We start from the raw sequence: 17,570 nt of genomic DNA on the forward strand, positions 1-17,570 counted from the left end.
CTGACTGCGTAAAGTTTCAGCAACACGCTGCTTTTCTCGCCAAACTTAGGCCAGACATGACCTATTTACCTCTATCTGCTATAAAGGTTGTAACAGCTTTTAACTCAGGAGCACACTTATGGCAGATATCCGTAGTTACTGTGAATATGAACCAGTTATCGGTGAACGCGTTTACCTGGACCCCAGTTCGGTCATTGTCGGTAATATTACAATAGGCGATGACAGCAGCGTATGGCCTATGGTCGCAGCAAGAGGCGATGTTAACCGTATTACTATTGGTAAGCGTAGCAACATTCAGGATGGAACCGTTCTTCATGTTACGCGTAAATCCAAAGCCAACCCTGATGGGCATCCCTTAGTTATTGGGGACGAAGTTACCGTAGGCCACCATTGTATGTTGCATGGTTGCAAACTGGGTAACCGCATATTAGTAGGCATGTCAGCCGTTATAATGGATGATGTCGTCATAGAAGATGATGTCATTATTGGAGCCGGTAGTCTGGTTCCTCCGGGCAAACGCTTAGAAAGTGGCTACTTATATGTCGGCAGCCCAGTTGAAAAGAAAAGACGCCTTAATAGCGGTGAGGCGAACTTTTTAAGCCAATCGGCACAAAACTACGTCGATTTAAAAGACGACTACCTTTTACAAGTGAGTCCAGTTTCTTAAGTTAATGAAAGCTTAGTGGAAACGACGGCTTTCCAGTCGAGTGAAACTTAACAGGCCGGATAAATCCTTTAACCGGCCTGCAATAACATGCACCACACCATCGTGAATTTCGACAATGCCTTTTACCCAAAGCAGGTTGCTGGTCAGGAAGCATTGTCGAAATTGGCGAGCGGTATTCGCCCAGACCACCACATTGCTGTTTCCGCTTTCATCTTCCAAAGTTAAAAAAGTGACGCCGCTACGGGTGCCAGGCCTTTGACGGCAGGTGACTAAGCCGGCCAGAGTCAGCACTTGTCCTGAGCGGCAGGTCATTAGGTCGCTGGCCAAGACACAGTTTTTTAACTCAGGGTTATTTCTCAGCAAAGCTAATGGGTGGCGGCCTAAGGTCAATCCGGTCGACTCATAATCCGCTTTTATATTGTCCGGCTCATCAGGCGCAGGCAGTTGGCGGGCAGGGCGATCCTTAACATTCTCAAACAACGGCATTTGCTGATCACTCATAGACAAGCTTTGCCAATGTGCCTGATGCCGGTGTCCAGCAATGCTCTTTAATGCGTCGGCGCGGGCGAGGGCGTTGATATCGGAGTCCCGCAATCCGCTTTTTCGCAATTCATGCATGCTGGTGAAACCGTCCTCCGGCCTTTGCATCAACGTATGTTTTATTCTGCTTTCGGATAGGCCTTGAATTTGCCTTAAGCCCATGCGGACAGTCTCATCAGAGTTCGTATCTTCTTTAGGCAACCAGCAATAGTTCCAGTCGCTGGCGTTAATATCCGCAGCCAAAAACGCTACGCCGTGGCGTTGTGCGTCCTGTACCAACTGCGATGCCGAATAAAAACCCATAGGCAAACTGTTCAGTAAGCCGACATAAAAAGCAGCCGGGTGGTAGGTCTTAAACCAGGACGACACATAAGCTAAATTAGCAAAACTGGCAGAATGAGACTCAGGAAAACCATATTGTCCAAAGCCACAAATTTGCCGGAACAACCGTTCTGCAAACTCCTGCTTATAACCTCGCTCCAGCATGCCGTTAATAAGCTTGTCTTCAAAGCGGGTTAAATGCCCATTTTGCCCCCACGAAGCCATTGCCCGACGAAGCTGATCCGCTTCGCCACCGCTAAAGCCAGCCGCGACCATAGCCAGCTTAATTACCTGCTCTTGAAAAATAGGTACGCCCAGCGTTCTTTCTAATACCGACTTTACTTCATCGCTAGGGTAATCAACCTCTTCCAGACCTGCGCGGCGACGTAAAAAGGGATGCACCATGTCGCCTTGTATGGGGCCGGGCCGCACTATCGCAATTTGAATGACCAGATCATAAAAAGTTTTGGGCTTTAATCGCGGCAACATATTCATTTGCGCCCGCGACTCTATCTGAAAAATCCCCATAGAATCGGCGGTTTGCAGCTGCTGATAAACCCGGCTGTCTTCCTGCGGAATGGTTGCCATGGTCAGTTGCTGGTCATAGCGCGAATTAATAAGCGCCAGCATTTTCCGCAAGGCCGTCAGCATGCCCAGCGCCAGCACGTCTACTTTTAATAAGCCCAGGCTTTCGAGATCCGTCTTGTCCCACTGAATAACCGTTCGGTCCGTCATCGAGGCATTTTCTACCGGAACCAGCCGTGACAAGTCATCGGCAGCGATAACAAAACCGCCGACATGCTGCGACAAATGCCGGGGAGTACCCATCAATTGCTCAGTGAACTGTAAAAGGTGCTGCCCCCTTACCGAATTTGTGACTTCGGGGTGCTGTTGCACCAGCTGTTGCTGCCAGCTTTGCTCTTTGTCGCGTCGGTCTAAGTTGCGACGGAAATACTGCAGTTGCTGCTCACTAAAGCCCAGAGCTTTGCCAACATCACGAAAAGCACTTTTAAAACGGTAGGTAATAACCGTTGCAGCCAACGCTGCGCGCTGCCGACCGTACTTGCGGTAAATATACTGAATGACTTCTTCGCGGCGCTCGTGCTCAAAGTCCACATCGATATCGGGAGGTTCGTTCCGTTCCTTAGAAATAAAACGTTCAAACAACACCTGAATTTGCGCCGGGTTAACCGCGGTAATGCCCAGACAATAACAAACCACCGAGTTTGCTGCCGAACCACGCCCTTGAAATAAGATTCCCTGCTCACGGGCAAAACGAACTAAGTCATGAATGGTTAAAAAGAAAGGCTGGTAGCTTTGCTCTTTTATCAGGCTTAGCTCTTTTAAATAAAGCGCTTTTATCGACTCGGGCACACCTTGCGGATAACGCCAGCGAGCGCCTTGTTCAGTTAACTGCTTTAAATAGCCGGAGGCACTCATACCTTCAGGAACCAGTTCGACGGGGTATTCGTAACGAAGTTCGGACAGACAAAACTGACACTGCTGAGCAATAACCAGTGTTTCGGCTAGCCACTTTTGCGGGTAGCACTGTTGCAACTCACTCAGGCTTCGCAGATGATGCTCCGCGTTGTTACTGGCTAACCCCGGCTGATGCGCTAAAGAGCCACCATGTTGAATCGCGTTCAGAATGTCATACAGCGGCTGTTGTTCAATGGTTGCCATGCGAACGCCACCAGCGCAGGTGACTTTCACTTTAACGGCCTGTTGTAGCTCAACCATAGCCTGAAAAGCCCTTTCATCGTCAGCCTGGTAATGCCGCTCGTATAATAGCCAAAAGCGCTGCTGCCATACCGATTTCAACTTTTCACCAATGGCCAGAAGCTGGGCCTGAGAAAAGTCTGGCTGCCACAATAAAAGACACTGAGAGAACCCGTCGAAAAAATCATCGATGTTGGCCTGATAATGGCCTTTTTCACTGCGACTACGGAACAGTGTAATTTTTTTACAAAGCTCCGCATAGGCTTCCCGGGTTGGCGCCAGCACAACCAGCGTACCCACTTCGGTCACCCTGAATTCACTACCCACAATCAGTTTAATACCCTGCGCTTTTGACTCCTGATAGGCTTTTACAATACCGGCCACAGAGCATTCGTCAGTTATTGCTATGGCGGCATAACCCAGATCATCTGCGCGCCTCACCAGTTCCTCCGGCGAAGCGGCTGAGCGCAAAAAACTGTAGTGGCTTAAACTGTGTAGCTCAGCAAAAGGTTTTCCACCGGAACCTTTAAACATATCAGCTGAACCAACCATGCAAATACCATTGTCCGGACTCAAAATAGAGCCAACCCACACGCTGAAACTTGTCCCGGGCAATCCAGTAATCGCGCGCTATGTCACCAGCGTCCCACCAACCACAGACTTTGCGTTCCGGCCCGTGACATAGTTGCCATAAATCCACTGAAGTTGGCTGCGGAGGCTGTAATAGCCAAAGAGGCCGCTTAGGCGCCGCAGATAAAATTTGAGGCTTTTCCCCTGCCGGGCGTCGAAATTCGTTATTACCGGGGCGAGGGTCGTCATTCATGGCTGGCGAGAACACGGCATTGTTGCCAAGCTTAGCTTGTAACCGGCCAATAAGCTGCAGTGTTTCATGCCGGTGTTGCTGCACACCAAAAAAGTGACTGTTGTGCTGTTCAGACTGCAATAGCTCGTTAGCTACCAACGTAATTTCTATAACCGCTTCTGGCAAGGGTATAGATTCCATTTTTAACTGCAGTAACGACAAAAAACTCTGCCCCCGCCAGCCGGGTTCAGCTAAAGCGACGGGAACAACAGAAGGAGGTTCATATCGGTGATGCAGTTCAATACTAACCTGCTGGGTTACTTTTTGCCGCTGATAGAGAAAATCTTCCAGCTCACCGAACAGTCTTTTTAGCGGAAACAACAACCCTTGCCAGTGAGGAATTTCAGTGACCAGATCCAGGCTTTGCCGGAAACTTTCCGGTGGAGTGAAAAAATTATAACTTTGCTGCTGGCGACCCTGAATTCGCTCCAGATATAACTGTGTTTCCAGGCCCAACTGCCGGCCGACTTCATCTCCCGATAACTGTATGAGCTCTCCCAGCTGACGAAAACCAGCGGCTTTACAATGCTTCTGTGTTTTTGTTCCTAAACCGGCAGCACCAATAGGTAGCTGAGCCAGCAGCTGTGCAGACTCTTTGGGGTTTAACGAAACCGGGCAGTCATATTCTGCTAATAATTGAGCGGCTAAAGGGTTATCCGCGACTGCCAGCTGAGCCTTAATTGGCAGCGCATCAACCTCTCGGGATAACGTGTTAAATACCGCATCCATCCCGCCATACAACTGCGCCAGACTACTCAACTCAATTGCCAGACCTTTGGATGGATACAAAACTAACTTAGCTGCCCACTGGTAAAGTCGGGTGGCTAATTGCTGCAACACCTGCTGCTCACGCTCCGGAATATATTCAACGAGTTGCAGTTGCTCACAAAGCGATATTGCCATAACCGTCTGGATAGAGGTTTTGACCCCAGCCTCCCGCGCCAAGGTGTTGCACTGCACTATAACCGACTGGTTACCCTGTAACTGGTAAAGTGCCAGCGGCAGGGTGTTGCTGTCAGGCTGTAAGCGCACCCGATTATCCAGTAGTAGTTGGGGAAAATGACAATATAGCCACATTAGTTCAGAACAACGCCTTCCAGCGGCCAACCCACTTTACGTTTTAGTATGTCGAGCGTGACACCCGATTCACCAAGCTTTAACCGTACACGGTTAGAATAAGCCCGCGCCTCTTCATTTAAAGCGGGTTCGCTCAAGACCACGCCCATCTGCCCGGTTTGGGCAGCTTTATACCAACGCCGAACAGATTGAGCTGTCGTCTCTTTTTGTGCAAACCAGCCTAAAGCCAGCGCATTTTTTGTCTGCAATATCTGCTCAAACGCCCAGGCAGCTTTCTCTGCACTGGTCTGAACAACCACCTGCATAGACTCATTAAGTCCATAATGATGTAAGCCAGCAGCCGACAACCAGGCCGGAGGGTTTACCCAGAAAACTGACTGCTTTTGTTGCACCGCACGCTGTATTAATGGCAACAATAGTGCCTGCTCCGAAAACGGAGTTTGCAACTGCCATTCATGCAACCCCGGGTATTGCCAGCCACCGCCCAGCGCCGTATCTAACGACGAAAAACCGGAGCTTAAGGTTGCTGTCTGATTGTCGGTAACCTGACCATGCCAAACAAGCCCTTGCTGAATAAGAGTCTGAAGCTTTGTCTGCATAAAACCTCCGAATACTGTACATATATACAGTATCATTAATTTTTACTCGTTACCAACAGACATCATTACTGGCTTCAGTTATTATTTATCTCATTGTTTCTAATTAGGATAGGGCAGCATGCTGACATCAATACTCATTCCCTTCAGAGTCGTTATTAACTTTTCATGGGGATTAATCACCACCGCTATTATTGGTGTTTCGATTATTAGTATTGGTATTTTTAAAGTGTTACTGCCTTTTAAAACGCCTCAGCGCATTTGTTCTTTTCTGGGGAATGCTCTATTCAGAGTCTGGGCATACTGTATGTCGATGATGTTCCAGCTGACTCAGCGTATGGAGTGGCACATTAAAGGGGATCTCGATATCCACGAGAAAGGCTGGTACATGGTTATGGCTAACCATCGTAGCTGGGTAGATGTGCTGGTACTAATGCACCTGACTCGCCGTCATATGCCTATGCCGCGCTTCTTTTTAAAGTCGCAACTTATGTGGATACCCATTATTGGCTGGGGTTGCTGGGTACTGGATATGCCTTTTATGAAGCGCTACTCAAAAGAGTTGCTGGAGAAAAAACCGCATTTAAAAGGCAAAGACATTGCGACAACAACGCGCTCCTGTGCCAAATTCCGTCACATTCCTACAACTGTGGTCAATTTCTGTGAGGGCACGCGATTTACTCCAGAGAAGCACGCGAAAAAACACAGCCCTTTTAGCAACCTGCTGCCGCCTAAAGCAGGCGGAACGGCCTTCTCTTTGCAAGTTATGGGCGGTCAGTTTGAAGCCATTCTGGATATCACTATAGTCTACCCGGGAACCGACAAACGCCCGGTAGTCTGGCATTTATTAAGCGGACAGCTGAAAAACGTCTATGTTGATATAAAGACACGGCCGATTACCGAGGATTTAATTGGCGATTATGCCAGTGATAAAGCTTTCAGAGCTCATTTTCAGCAATGGCTGAATACGCGCTGGCAGGAAAAAGACCAAACCATCGACGAAATGCGTAAGGAAATTCACGGCACACGCTAAGAGAGTTTTATAATGGACTTCGAGTTTGTAAAAGAATGGCTAAAAAAATTCGGTATCGAAAGCAACCTACAAGAACTGAGCTTGGCTATCAGCTCTCTATTGGTTCTAATTGGTTGTTACATTACCTATGCCATAGCGCGTTGGCTTATCGATCATGCCATAGAGCACTTGTTAAAAAGGGCGCCCGAACGCTGGTATAAGTCGCTGGTTAACAGTGGCCTTTTTAAGCGTTGCGCAAACTTAGCCCCAGTTATCCTGATACACAGTTTCATACCCATTCTATTCATCGATAACTTTGAAAGCTGGCAGTCACCTTTACGCACCGTTGTCGGTGTTTATCTGACCTGGGTTATTACCAGTATTCTGACAGCCCTGGCCAACGTCGTTTCCATTGCCTATGACTATACTTATAAAGCGCGTGAAGTCCCCATTACCGGAGTCATTCAGGTCATAAAACTGATACTGGTACTGATGGCAATTCTCATCACTATTGCCATCATTATGAACAAATCGCCTATGTACTTACTAAGTGGTTTCGGCGCAATGACAGCCATTCTCATGGTGGTTTTCAGGGATACCCTAATGGGCTTTGTAGCCGGGGTGCAATTGGCGACCAACCGTATGGTTGCTATTGGTGACTGGATCGAGCTATCCGAACACGGTGTAGACGGTAAAGTTCAAGAGGTGGGACTCATTTCCGTAAAAGTTGAGAACTGGGATAAGACAATTGTTTATTTACCCACCTATATACTGATTCATGAGTCGTTTAAAAACTGGCAGGGAATGATCAATACCGGTGGTCGCCGAATGCGTCGCGCCTTAATGATTGACCTGGACAGCTCCAGAGTTTTGTCCGATGAAGAACTGGAAGAAGTTGCCGAGAAGCATTTTAACCAGTCCGTTGACAACTGGTTGAGCGAAAACGAATTGCAAAAGCCAGTCAGTAATTTAACGGTGTTTCGAGTGTTTGCTAATAACTACCTGAAAAACCACGAACAAGTGAGGGAAGACCTTCTGTGTATGACTCGCCTTATGCAGCCTACAGCAGCAGGGTTACCGCTGGAAATTTATGCGTTTTGTAAACAAACGGACTGGATGAAATACGAAGCGGTACAAAGCTCAATTATCGAGTATTTATACAGTGTGATGCCAGACTTTGGACTGAAGAATTATCAGTACTTGAATAACAACCACGCCTTCTCTGAAAACAAAGAAGGCGCTTATTGTGACTATAAACCGGAGTCCTGAGTTACTTTTCTAACAGATAACCGGCTAAATCAGAAAAGTCTTCCTGAAAATTATCGCTGTCACGGAAACCCTGTGGCAGCATTTTGTATTTACCGTTAACGATAAAAGTTGGCGTTGCGTTAACCCCTAAGTTGCTTGCCCGGCGATCCATTTTAGACGCCGCAGCGCGCACAGTGAAGCTCGCCATAGCTTTGTCAAACTCATCACCGGAAACACCGTTAACAATAAATACATTTCGAATGTCTTGTTTGCTGGTCAGCATGCTATTTTTATTAAAGTTGTAATCAAAAATAGCCGCGGCAATCTCTTCTTCCTTATTCAGTTTTTGCGCAACGACAAAAGCCTGAGTCATGGTCTCGCCCACGTTACCGCGAGGACTAATGAACGACACATGAGCCTTCTTGAAAGCATCCGGGTATTCAGATTTCAGTTCTTTTGCAATAGGTTCAAAGCGGTAGCAGTGCACGCAGTAAAACGAGAAGAACTCTGCAATTTCCGGCTTGCTGGTCGCTTCATCGGCTACCACTTCGTAGTGGACACCTTCTTCAAAATTCTGAGCCTGAGCAAAACCCGCTGCGACCATTAATGCCCCGGCAAAACCCATTAACCACTTTTTCATTGTCATTTCCTGTTATCCGTTAAAACTGTCTATTCAAACTAGCCGTTAAAGCCAAGGTTGATCGGTGCTTCATCCAGCCCCGCCAATTGTTCTTTCAATGCCAGAATCTGCTGTTCCCAATATCGGCTTTCTGCAAACCAGGGAAACGCTCTCTGAAAGGCACTATCTTGCCACCGGCGTGATAACCATGCCATATATTGAATGATTCTGAAACTGCGCAAAGGTTCAATTAATATCAATTGCGCCGTATCGAACTCACAAAAATCTTCGTAGCCGGTCAGCAGCGCATCCATCTGTAATGTTTGCTCCTGATGTGACCCGTTCAGCATCATCCATAAGTCCTGAACCGCAGGCCCGGAGCGACAATCATCAAAATCGACAAAAGTCAGTTGCTCTTCATACTGCAGAATATTACCAATATGGCAGTCGCCATGCAGCCGCTGATACTCGAAGTCCTGCAAGGGTGTAGAACGTAAGCGCTCACTTAAGGGATCAAGAATGGCAAAAAAGGCGTCTTTTAATTCGGCCGGTAATAAGGCGGACTGACGTAGCTCGGCAACAGACTGTTCAACAAAACCTTCGTAGTCAATGGTTTCCCGGACTTTAAACTTGCCCGCCTGAGCCACCGCGTGCATACGGCCTATTTGACGTCCCAGCCGCTCCAGTTCGTCCAGGTCATTAGGCTCAAAGGCTCTGCCACCAATGCTTGAATACACACAAAATCGGTAGCCTTCAAACTCGTGCAGGCGCTTTTCCTGCAGCTCCAGAGCCGAAACCGCCGGAACCTCGGCTTGCGCCAGCTCCTCAACAAACTCCAGTTCTTCGTTAATTTGCTCTGTGCGCCAGCGCTGCGGGCGATAGAACTTTGCCACGTAACGTTTGCGATCATCGTCAGCAAACTGATAAACCCGGTTTTCATAGCTGTTAAGTGCCAGCAAGCCCGATGCGGGATACAAACCGACACTTTCTAAGGCATTAACAACCAGATCCGGCGTCAGTCCCTGAAAAGCAAAGTCCGACGCGTTCTCTGTAGAATCATTCATATAAAAAGCGGCTCTGATGCGTATTAGTTATATCCGCATTATCAACCGCTGTGACCACGAAGTAAAACTCTGTGACCTGACCTTCTAATAATGAAGGTGGAACCGCTACGGTTACCGGCAATGTTCCGACTTCACCCGCAGAAACCTGTTTTGTAGAATCGCCAATTAACTCGAACTCGTCAAAGCCTCTAACTTCCACGCGGTAAGTCATGTCCTGTTGCGACTTATTGACCAGCTTTAAGGTAAAGACGTTTTCAATTTGCCCTTCAATGTTTTCTCTGAACAGCTGGTTACGATCACGTAATACATCGACCTCCAGGGGCACACGAGTTGCGACATCCCATACCATTACACTACTCACCACCAGAACCATAATAAAGTAGCCGATGCTCTTCATCCGCCACGGATTGGTTTTCTCTTTTTTGTTTTTCGCGGCTAAGTTACGTTCGGTGGTAAAGCGGATAAGTCCTTTTGGATAATTCATTTTATCCATAACGTCATTACAAGCATCAATACAAGCACCACAGTCGATACACTCATATTGCAGACCGTTTCGAATATCGATACCGGTAGGGCATACCTGCACACACATATAGCAGTCAATGCAGTGACCTAAGCCTTTTTCAGCGGGGTCAGCCTTACGCGAGCGTGGGCCTCGGGGCTCGCCCCTTTCAGCATCATAAGACACGGTGTAAGTGTCTTTATCGAACATAGCCGACTGGAAGCGCGCATAGGGACACATGTGCGTACACATAATTTCTCGCATATAACCGGCGTTGCCATAGGTACAGAATGCGAAAAAAAGAACACTGAAGGTTGCCCAGAAGCCGGCGTCCAGAGTAAAGAAGTTCAGAAAAAGTTCGCGTATGTCGGTAAAATAACCCACAAAGGTCATTGCGGTTAATAAGGACACCAGAATCCAGCCGGTCTGTTTACCGGTTTTACGCCAGAACTTGTCAAAGTCCATTTTGCGTTCATCCAGTTTTATACGCTTATTGCGCGGCCCTTCGAACTTTTTCTCAAACCACATAAAAATAAAGGTCCAGGTGGTTTGCGGGCACATAAACCCACACCAGACCCGGCCAAAAACGGTTGTCACAAAAAATAACGCAACGGCGGCCACAATCGCGAACCAGGCAACTACAGTGAAGTCCTGCGGCCACAAAGTTAAGCCATAAATACGGAAACGCTGATCCATAATATCGAGCAGAACCGCTTGTTCGCCCTGATAAGTTAGCCAGGGAATGAGAGCAAAGACAGCCAGCAATAGAAAACCAAATCCACGCCTAAAATACTCCATGGCACCTTTGGTATCACGCACGTAAATTCGGCTGCGGGGGGAATAGTTATCGTTGTGTTTCTGTCCGTCTGGACGTTGAATTTTGACTTTGTCGGCGGACTGAACCGTTATTTTTTGTTCCATGAGCAATACCACATAGTGTCACGGCGAGGTGCGCACAGTATAACGGATCTTAACTGTTTGCGCAGCTCACTGGGCTGAATTAATGATGCAATCAAAAAGTATGTTACAACCAGCTTCCACGTCATGCCAGTGCGACCACTCATCGGGTGCGTGACTGACCCCATTTACAGACGGGATAAATATTAGCCCAGACTCCGTAATCTCTGTAAAAAATTGAGCATCGTGTCCTGCGCCACTGGGCATTTTAAGACACGAATAATTTCGGGCTTTAGCTTTCTCTTCTATTTGTTTTGTCAGCTTTTCTGAACAGGCCTGAGGGTTCAGCCAACTCACTTGTTCGTATTCAAACTTCAAACGGTGCTTACGCGCTATTGCTGACAACGCCTTGTTGCAGGAGTCAGCCAGCTCTTTCATTACATCGTTACTCATGTCGCGACCAACAATAGTAAACACAGCTTCACCCGGCACGGTATGCGGACTTCCGGGCTTCAAGTCCACTTTACCCACGGTAATACGCGTTTTATCGGTACCGTCTTCAGCAATAATGCGCTCAATTTCGTGAGCAAAATCTGCCAGCCCCATAAAAGCGTCACTGCGCATATTCATTGGTGCTGTACCAGCGTGGTCGGCTTTACCTTTTAAGTGAACTATCCATTTAAACACCCCGGAAATACCTTCCACTGCGCCAATGGTTATCTCTTTTTGGAACAGCACCGGCCCTTGTTCAATATGCAACTCGTAAAAGGCTTTTAACCGCTCCGGAGGCCAGGCAGCGTCCAGCGCATCCATAACGTCCATGCCATGGGCAGCCATTGCGTCCTTTAAGTACACATTATCAGCATCGTGAGCCGACATAAGCCAGTCCGGATTAAGTACTCCCGCAATAGCCTGAGACCCCATCATGCCGCCAAATCGACCTTCTTCTTCGGCTGTACCAACCACCCATACAGGATGCGCTAATTTGACGTCATTTTCTTTGATCGAGCGCAAAACTTCGAAGCCCGCTAAAACCCCGAGCGCGCCATCGAAAATCCCCCCGGCGGGAACGGTATCGAGATGTGAACCGGTAAGAATAGCTGGCTTTTTGCTGTAGTCGCCAATACCAAAAAACACATTACCGGCACCATCCATAAAGGTCTTGAAACCTTCGGCTTTAGCTTGCTCCATCATCCAGCGGCGGGCTTCCATATCGGCATCGGTAAAACCCCAACGGTACATACCATGATCGGTCTCGTTATAACCAATTTTGGATAGCTCCAGCACGGATTTTTTTAAGCGGTCAGCATTAATACTCAGCATAGTCACCTCCTTTGCTTTTATTATTAAGCGTAGGACATAAACTAAGGAGCACCAAAGGCGTAAAAAAAGCCCGCACCAAAAAGTACGGGCAAAGGTTGCACGGGGCAAAGGGGAGCCCCTAGAGGGTTTACGACAGTTTGCGTGCAGTTAAGGCTGCATTAAGTACCGCCGCCAACTTAATTGACGATTGAATCGCTTGCGCTGAGACCTCGTGCTTCAGCAAAGTTTGTACGTGCGAATCAATGCACATACCACAACCATTCAGGGCCGACACCGCCAGTGAGAACAGCTCAAAGTCTGCTTTGTCCACACCCGGGTTAGCCATTGCATTCATGCGGAGCCCCGCAGGAAGCTTAGAAAATTGTTTATCGCTAGATAAGTGCAGGAAGCGATAATAAATGTTGTTCATTGCCATTAACGACGCTGCCGTTTTCGCTGCTGTCTTAACGTTTTCTTCAATTTTGCCATCGGCTTCTTCTTCCACTGCCTGAGTCAGCTCGCCGTCCGACAAAGTGTAAACCAGCGAAAGTGCTGTGCCATAGAACTGGTCGCTGGTTAAACCTGACTGCTCAACATTTGAAAACAAGCTCGACAGGTTAAGCTTGGTGTCTTTACTGTGATCACCCAATAACTGTTTGTAGTCTGCAATTGCCATACTTTACTCCTGAAATCCTCTGAAAGTGGGGAACAGGCGCCGATGGCAATACCATCAGCGCTTAGTTTAGGGGAGTAACCACCAATTAAAGGGTGTCGCCGCCCAACGCGCGGTTACAAGGACACAGTTCATCGGTCTGCAAACCATCTAAAATACGAACGATTTCTGCCGGGTTACGACCTACGTTCAGGTTGTTTACCGATACGTGCTGGATAACATTGTGCGGGTCAACAATGAACGTAGCACGCAGAGCAACATTCTCAGCTTTGTCACGAACACCTAATCCGTCGACCAAAGAACCGTCGTCAGCAAAAGAGTACTGGTTCAGGCGGTCAAGGTCAGGGTGCTCACGGCGCCATGCCAATTTCACAAATTCGTTGTCGGTGCTGCCACCCATAACAACGGCGTCGCGGTCAGCGAAGTCTTCGTTCAGTTTTGCGAACTCAACAATTTCAGTTGGGCAAACAAAGGTGAAGTCTTTCGGGTAGAAGAAAATGATTTTCCACTTACCTTCAAAGCTGTTGTTGTCGATAGTTTCAAAAGCGCTTTCGCCGTTTTCTTCCGGCATGTTGAACTTAGGTTTTGCCGCAATTACGCTGAATTCTGGTAGTTTATCGCCTACTGTTAACATAAATTGTCTCCTTGATTGAGATTTAAAATGTATTCGTTCCTTAACGAGTCGAGAGCTAGTGTACGGACGGAGAGAGATTGGATAAAACGAATAAAACGGATTATGATAATCGGAAATACCAATTAAAACGCGACGGATAACCTATGAGTAAATTACCGAGCCTGAAAAACCTGAGCTACTTACTGGCACTGCACCAGGAACAAAACTTTAATCGTGCGGCAGCGGAATGCAATGTCAGCCAGTCAACACTGAGCAGTGGCATTCAAAATTTGGAAGAACAACTCGATTGCCAACTTATTGAACGCGACCATAAATCCTTCCTCTTTACTGCCTTAGGCGAGGAAATTGTGGAGAAAGCGCGGGACATTATCAGCGCCTCAGAAGAATTACTGCATTATGCTCAGGGGCAGGGCAATATTATGGAAGGACCGTTAAGACTCGGCATTATTCCGACCATAGCCCCGTTTGTTATTGGTGAGCTCAGTAAAAACTTACAGAACAAGTTCCCTAAACTGCTGCTGCAGCTTTCCGAAGATACCACGCAAAACTTACTGCACCGCCTGCGTAACGGCGAACTGGATATTCTTTTGCTGGCTCTGCCTATGGATATTCAGGGGAATCAGAAGTGGATACTGGGTCGAGACCCATTCAAACTAGTGGTGCATAAAGATCTGGCAGAAACCGTCGGCGAACCAGTCGATTACGATAAACTGCCTGATCGCAGCATTTTCCTGCTGGAAAAAGAACACTGCATGACCGGGCATGCGGTCGCAGCCTGCCAGTTAACGGACTCGATTAAGATGAACCCGTTTACAGCAACCAGCCTGCACAGCCTGGTACAAATGGCTGACGCCCGCTTAGGCGCTACCTTTATTCCACAAATGGCCATTGACCAGGGCATATTGGAAAATACCGACCTTGTTTCATTAAAGCCCACCGGGCAGGAAGCCTCCCGCGATATTGGCCTGGTATACCGCCCAACCACCAGCCGCCGACAAACCTTCCGAAAAATTGCGGAAGAGGTTGCCAGGCTGCTGCCAGTCAATACGCTGAATTAAACTAACGCCGTCTGGCCGGCGGCAACGGATAACGCTCGGCCAGACTAATGCTCTCCCCGTCGGGTTTAATGACCCGGGCATGACGACGATTCAACCGACGCGGATCGGTCACACCACAAGAGTGCGCAATGATATTTACACCATATTCCATATACTTGTGGTAGTTGGCGACACGCACCGATTTATCTTCTGGATCAAGCCCTCGCATTAACTTAGGGTCGTCGGTAGTGACTCCTGTTGGGCAAGTATTTTTATTACACTGCATAGCCTGAATACACCCCAGCGAGAACATAAAACCACGTGCAGAAGTAACAAAGTCGGCTCCCATAGCAATAGCCCAGGCAACATCTGCAGGTGTGATCATTTTACCGGAGACAACTACGCGAACACGGCCGTGCAACCCAGCTTCGGTGAGCTTATCAATAAGCATAGGTAAGCTTTCAGTCACTCTCAGACCAACATAATCCATTAACGGCTGTGGTGCTGCGCCGGTTCCACCATCAGCGCTGTCCAGCGTAATAAAGTCTGGGGCGTATTCTTCTCCACGGGTCAGGATGCAGTCGATCAACTCGTCAATCCAGGACGGGTCACCCATAACAAATTTAAAGCCGGTAGGTTTGCCAGTAATTTTGCGAACTTTTTCAATGAAATCGAGCAGTTCTTCATTGTTACTGATTTCCGGGTGCCGGTTCGGGCTAATGGCATCTTCGCCCTCCACAAGACCTCGAATTTGTGCAATTTCCTTATTCACTTTTATGCCCGGCAAAATACCACCTTTACCCGGCTTAGCGCCCTGACTCAGCTTTATTTCAAACATTTTCACATTGTCGTGGCGGCCCAGCTCAGCAAGCCGATCTTCATCAAGCCGCCCTTCTTTATCCCGTACCCCAAACTTCGCGGTGCCCATTTGGAAAACAATGTCGCAATGTCCCATCAAGTGGTAAGGCGATAAACCGCCCTCGCCGGTATTCAGCCAGCAGCCGGCCTTCGCCGCCCCCTGAGACAATGACTTAACCGCAACCGGTGACAAGGCACCATAGCTCATCCCGGACACATGAAAGTACGAAACCGGAGAATAGGGCTTTTGACAATAAGGACCAATAATAACCGGCTCCGGCGATGTAGCCTGCTCAGCCATAGGTGGGTAAGGAGCGTTGCTGAAAATAATGGTACCCGTGCGGCTTAAATCCCGGGTGGAGCCGAAAGCCACGTTACGGTCCGCATTTTTTGCGGCACGGTAGACCCAGCTTCGTTGGGCACGATTAAATGGCATTTCTTCGCGATCCATAGCAAAGAAATACTGGCGCATGAATTCCCCCATACGCTCGAATAAATAGCGAAAGCGCCCCACAACCGGATAGTTATGGCGAATAGTATGCTTATTCTGGGTTTTATCGACGACATACATAACGCCAATAGAAATCACCAGCGTAATAATAGCCAAAACAAAAATGGCGGCTAACCACTGCGCTAAAGTAAGTAAGGAATCCGTGCTAAAAACGTTGCCGCTCATGGGTACCTAATACATTTCTAGTAATTGATAAGAGTATTAACGGTTAAAGCGACAAACAGATCAAGCGCAGTGTCATCAAAATTTTGAAGAATGACGTATACTCTAAATAATTCAATAACAAGGAGAGACCTATGTTCAATCCAAAGTTTGTTTTAACGGCAATATTGGCAGCTTCAGTAAGCGTGACGGCCACAGCCGAAGATGTCGAAACCGAACGCCATAAAGTCAGTGTCAGCACACTTGCGGATGGCTTTACTAACCCCTGGGGTATGACTTTTCTTCCTGACAAAAGCATTTTAGTTACCGAGCGCTCCGGCGACATCTACTGGGTATCCGCCGACGGCAGTTATCGCGAAAAGATAAGCGGAACGCCAGAGGTCGTAGCACAAGGCCAGGGCGGTATGCTGGATATTACCACTGACCCTGACTTTGCTGAGAATAACTGGGTTTATATTAGCTACTCTGAAGCAGCACAGGACGGTGGGAAAGGGAATAGTACGGCCGTTATGCGGGCGAAACTTGACGATAAAGAATTTACTGAGCAGGAAGTTATTTTCCGTCAGGCACCTAAGTACGAAAGCAATAACCACTTTGGTTCCCGGTTAGTCTTTTCACCTGAAGGGCACTTATACATTACTTTAGGTGACCGCTATTCACGTATGGATGACGCACAGACACTGGATAACCATCACGGTAAAGTGATACGCATATGGCCTGATGGCAGCATCCCGAAAGACAACCCTTTTGTTAACAATGATAACGCTCTGGACGAAATCTGGTCTTACGGTCACCGCAATGTGCAGGGTGCCGATATTCATCCTGAAACGGGCGAGCTCTGGACTGTTGAACATGGCCCACAAGGCGGTGACGAAGTAAACATTCCGGAAGCTGGCAAAAATTACGGTTGGCCAGAAATTACTTATGGTGTTGATTATGGCGGTGGCATTATCAGCGAAGACGCAGTCAAAGAAGGTATGGAGCAACCCTTCTATTACTGGGTACCCTCTATTGCCACGGCCGGAGCCACATTTTACAACGGCGATGCGTTTCCTGAGTGGAAAGGCGATTTCTTTGTCGCAGCTTTGAAAAGTTCACTGGTTGCTCGCCTGGACTTGTATGAAGGTCGCATGATGCATGAAGAGCGTTTATTTGAAGATGCTGTTGAAGCTCGTATTCGCGACATTAACCAAGGCCCTGACGGTTACCTCTATTTATTAACCGACCAGCCTGACGGTGCCATCATTCAAATAAAACCGGCGGATTAAT

15 protein-coding genes are annotated in these 17,570 nt (G+C 47.9%); 5 read left to right on the forward strand and 10 right to left on the reverse strand.

Going from position 1 to position 17,570, the window contains the following annotated elements:
• Nucleotides 1-118 precede the first annotated feature (118 nt).
• Entirely contained in the window at nt 119-667 is a 549-nt protein-coding gene (locus B2U97_RS04280; protein WP_153849301.1) for a gamma carbonic anhydrase family protein, read from the forward strand.
• A gap of 12 nt (nt 668-679) precedes the next feature.
• Here the strand turns inward: B2U97_RS04280 and B2U97_RS04285 are convergent, their stop codons facing one another.
• Genes B2U97_RS04285 through B2U97_RS04295 form a run of 3 tightly spaced genes read right to left on the reverse strand, consistent with a single transcriptional unit; the run spans nt 680 to nt 5,785 of the window.
• Complete coding sequence (locus B2U97_RS04285; RefSeq protein ID WP_286830265.1) at nt 680-3,799, reverse strand: error-prone DNA polymerase; 3,120 nt, start codon at nt 3,797-3,799, stop codon at nt 680-682.
• Nucleotides 3,783-5,186 (reverse strand): Y-family DNA polymerase, encoded by a 1,404-nt coding sequence (locus B2U97_RS04290; RefSeq protein WP_286830267.1) that lies wholly within the window; start codon nt 5,184-5,186, stop codon nt 3,783-3,785. The genes B2U97_RS04285 and B2U97_RS04290 overlap by 17 nt, the downstream gene beginning before the upstream one ends.
• Entirely contained in the window at nt 5,186-5,785 is a 600-nt protein-coding gene (locus tag B2U97_RS04295) for an ImuA family protein (RefSeq protein WP_286825166.1), read from the reverse strand. The genes B2U97_RS04290 and B2U97_RS04295 overlap by 1 nt, the downstream gene beginning before the upstream one ends.
• 118 nt (nt 5,786-5,903) lie before the next feature.
• Here B2U97_RS04295 and B2U97_RS04300 point away from each other — a divergent pair, with 118 nt between their 5' ends.
• Both B2U97_RS04300 and B2U97_RS04305 read left to right on the forward strand, forming a co-directional pair.
• A complete protein-coding gene (locus B2U97_RS04300) occupies nt 5,904-6,815 on the forward strand; it encodes an acyltransferase (protein WP_110012807.1) in 912 nt (303 codons plus the stop codon).
• A gap of 12 nt (nt 6,816-6,827) precedes the next feature.
• Nucleotides 6,828-8,063, forward strand: coding sequence for a mechanosensitive ion channel family protein (locus B2U97_RS04305; RefSeq protein ID WP_286825174.1), 1,236 nt, complete (start codon nt 6,828-6,830; stop codon nt 8,061-8,063).
• A 1-nt stretch (nt 8,064) separates the two neighbouring features.
• Here B2U97_RS04305 and B2U97_RS04310 read toward each other — a convergent pair whose 3' ends face one another.
• The 6 genes from B2U97_RS04310 to B2U97_RS04335 form a co-directional block, all read right to left on the reverse strand.
• Complete coding sequence (locus B2U97_RS04310) at nt 8,065-8,682, reverse strand: thiol:disulfide interchange protein DsbA/DsbL (protein ID WP_034819514.1); 618 nt, start codon at nt 8,680-8,682, stop codon at nt 8,065-8,067.
• 38 nt (nt 8,683-8,720) lie between these two features.
• The gene (locus B2U97_RS04315; protein ID WP_286825179.1) at nt 8,721-9,725 is read right to left on the reverse strand and encodes a serine/threonine protein kinase; all 1,005 of its coding nucleotides are present in this window, start codon (nt 9,723-9,725) and stop codon (nt 8,721-8,723) included.
• A complete protein-coding gene (gene ccoG, locus B2U97_RS04320) occupies nt 9,718-11,148 on the reverse strand; it encodes a cytochrome c oxidase accessory protein CcoG (protein WP_286825192.1) in 1,431 nt (476 codons plus the stop codon). Before ccoG ends, B2U97_RS04315 begins: the two co-directional genes overlap by 8 nt.
• A gap of 66 nt (nt 11,149-11,214) precedes the next feature.
• Nucleotides 11,215-12,447 carry a Zn-dependent hydrolase gene (locus B2U97_RS04325; RefSeq protein ID WP_286825196.1) on the reverse strand — a complete coding sequence of 411 codons (1,233 nt, stop codon included), beginning with the start codon at nt 12,445-12,447 and terminating at the stop codon, nt 11,215-11,217.
• 127 nt (nt 12,448-12,574) lie between these two features.
• A complete protein-coding gene (locus B2U97_RS04330) occupies nt 12,575-13,102 on the reverse strand; it encodes a carboxymuconolactone decarboxylase family protein (protein ID WP_034819511.1) in 528 nt (175 codons plus the stop codon).
• A gap of 85 nt (nt 13,103-13,187) precedes the next feature.
• Entirely contained in the window at nt 13,188-13,733 is a 546-nt protein-coding gene (locus tag B2U97_RS04335; protein WP_011235799.1) for a peroxiredoxin, read from the reverse strand.
• Between the two features lie 143 nt (nt 13,734-13,876).
• On the opposite strand from B2U97_RS04335, the gene B2U97_RS04340 reads away from it, so the two are divergent.
• Complete coding sequence (locus B2U97_RS04340; RefSeq protein WP_034819509.1) at nt 13,877-14,791, forward strand: hydrogen peroxide-inducible genes activator; 915 nt, start codon at nt 13,877-13,879, stop codon at nt 14,789-14,791.
• A gap of 1 nt (nt 14,792) precedes the next feature.
• On the opposite strand, the gene B2U97_RS04345 is transcribed toward B2U97_RS04340, so the two are convergent.
• The gene (locus B2U97_RS04345) at nt 14,793-16,304 is read right to left on the reverse strand and encodes an FMN-binding glutamate synthase family protein (protein WP_286825202.1); all 1,512 of its coding nucleotides are present in this window, start codon (nt 16,302-16,304) and stop codon (nt 14,793-14,795) included.
• A 131-nt stretch (nt 16,305-16,435) separates the two neighbouring features.
• Between B2U97_RS04345 and B2U97_RS04350 the strand changes: the two genes are divergently transcribed.
• On the forward strand, nt 16,436-17,569 hold the full coding sequence (locus B2U97_RS04350) for a PQQ-dependent sugar dehydrogenase (RefSeq protein ID WP_286825207.1): 1,134 nt from the start codon (nt 16,436-16,438) through the stop codon (nt 17,567-17,569).
• Nucleotide 17,570: the final 1 nt, after the last annotated feature.

The organism is Idiomarina sp. UBA3176, from assembly GCF_002364295.1.
In the GTDB taxonomy this organism is placed as follows: domain Bacteria; phylum Pseudomonadota; class Gammaproteobacteria; order Enterobacterales; family Alteromonadaceae; genus Idiomarina; species Idiomarina loihiensis.

Coding starts and splice junctions, on each gene's coding strand:
- B2U97_RS04290 (WP_286830267.1), bottom strand. CDS start 5,186: ATGTGGCTATATTGTCATTTTCCCCAACTACTACTGGATAATCGGGTG.
- B2U97_RS04330 (WP_034819511.1), bottom strand. CDS start 13,102: ATGGCAATTGCAGACTACAAACAGTTATTGGGTGATCACAGTAAAGAC.
- B2U97_RS04345 (WP_286825202.1), bottom strand. CDS start 16,304: ATGAGCGGCAACGTTTTTAGCACGGATTCCTTACTTACTTTAGCGCAG.
- B2U97_RS04340 (WP_034819509.1), top strand. CDS start 13,877: ATGAGTAAATTACCGAGCCTGAAAAACCTGAGCTACTTACTGGCACTG.
- ccoG (WP_286825192.1), bottom strand. CDS start 11,148: ATGGAACAAAAAATAACGGTTCAGTCCGCCGACAAAGTCAAAATTCAA.
- B2U97_RS04285 (WP_286830265.1), bottom strand. CDS start 3,799: ATGGTTGGTTCAGCTGATATGTTTAAAGGTTCCGGTGGAAAACCTTTT.
- B2U97_RS04310 (WP_034819514.1), bottom strand. CDS start 8,682: ATGAAAAAGTGGTTAATGGGTTTTGCCGGGGCATTAATGGTCGCAGCG.
- B2U97_RS04305 (WP_286825174.1), top strand. CDS start 6,828: ATGGACTTCGAGTTTGTAAAAGAATGGCTAAAAAAATTCGGTATCGAA.
- B2U97_RS04350 (WP_286825207.1), top strand. CDS start 16,436: ATGTTCAATCCAAAGTTTGTTTTAACGGCAATATTGGCAGCTTCAGTA.
- B2U97_RS04280 (WP_153849301.1), top strand. CDS start 119: ATGGCAGATATCCGTAGTTACTGTGAATATGAACCAGTTATCGGTGAA.
- B2U97_RS04315 (WP_286825179.1), bottom strand. CDS start 9,725: ATGAATGATTCTACAGAGAACGCGTCGGACTTTGCTTTTCAGGGACTG.
- B2U97_RS04300 (WP_110012807.1), top strand. CDS start 5,904: ATGCTGACATCAATACTCATTCCCTTCAGAGTCGTTATTAACTTTTCA.
- B2U97_RS04325 (WP_286825196.1), bottom strand. CDS start 12,447: ATGCTGAGTATTAATGCTGACCGCTTAAAAAAATCCGTGCTGGAGCTA.
- B2U97_RS04295 (WP_286825166.1), bottom strand. CDS start 5,785: ATGCAGACAAAGCTTCAGACTCTTATTCAGCAAGGGCTTGTTTGGCAT.
- B2U97_RS04335 (WP_011235799.1), bottom strand. CDS start 13,733: ATGTTAACAGTAGGCGATAAACTACCAGAATTCAGCGTAATTGCGGCA.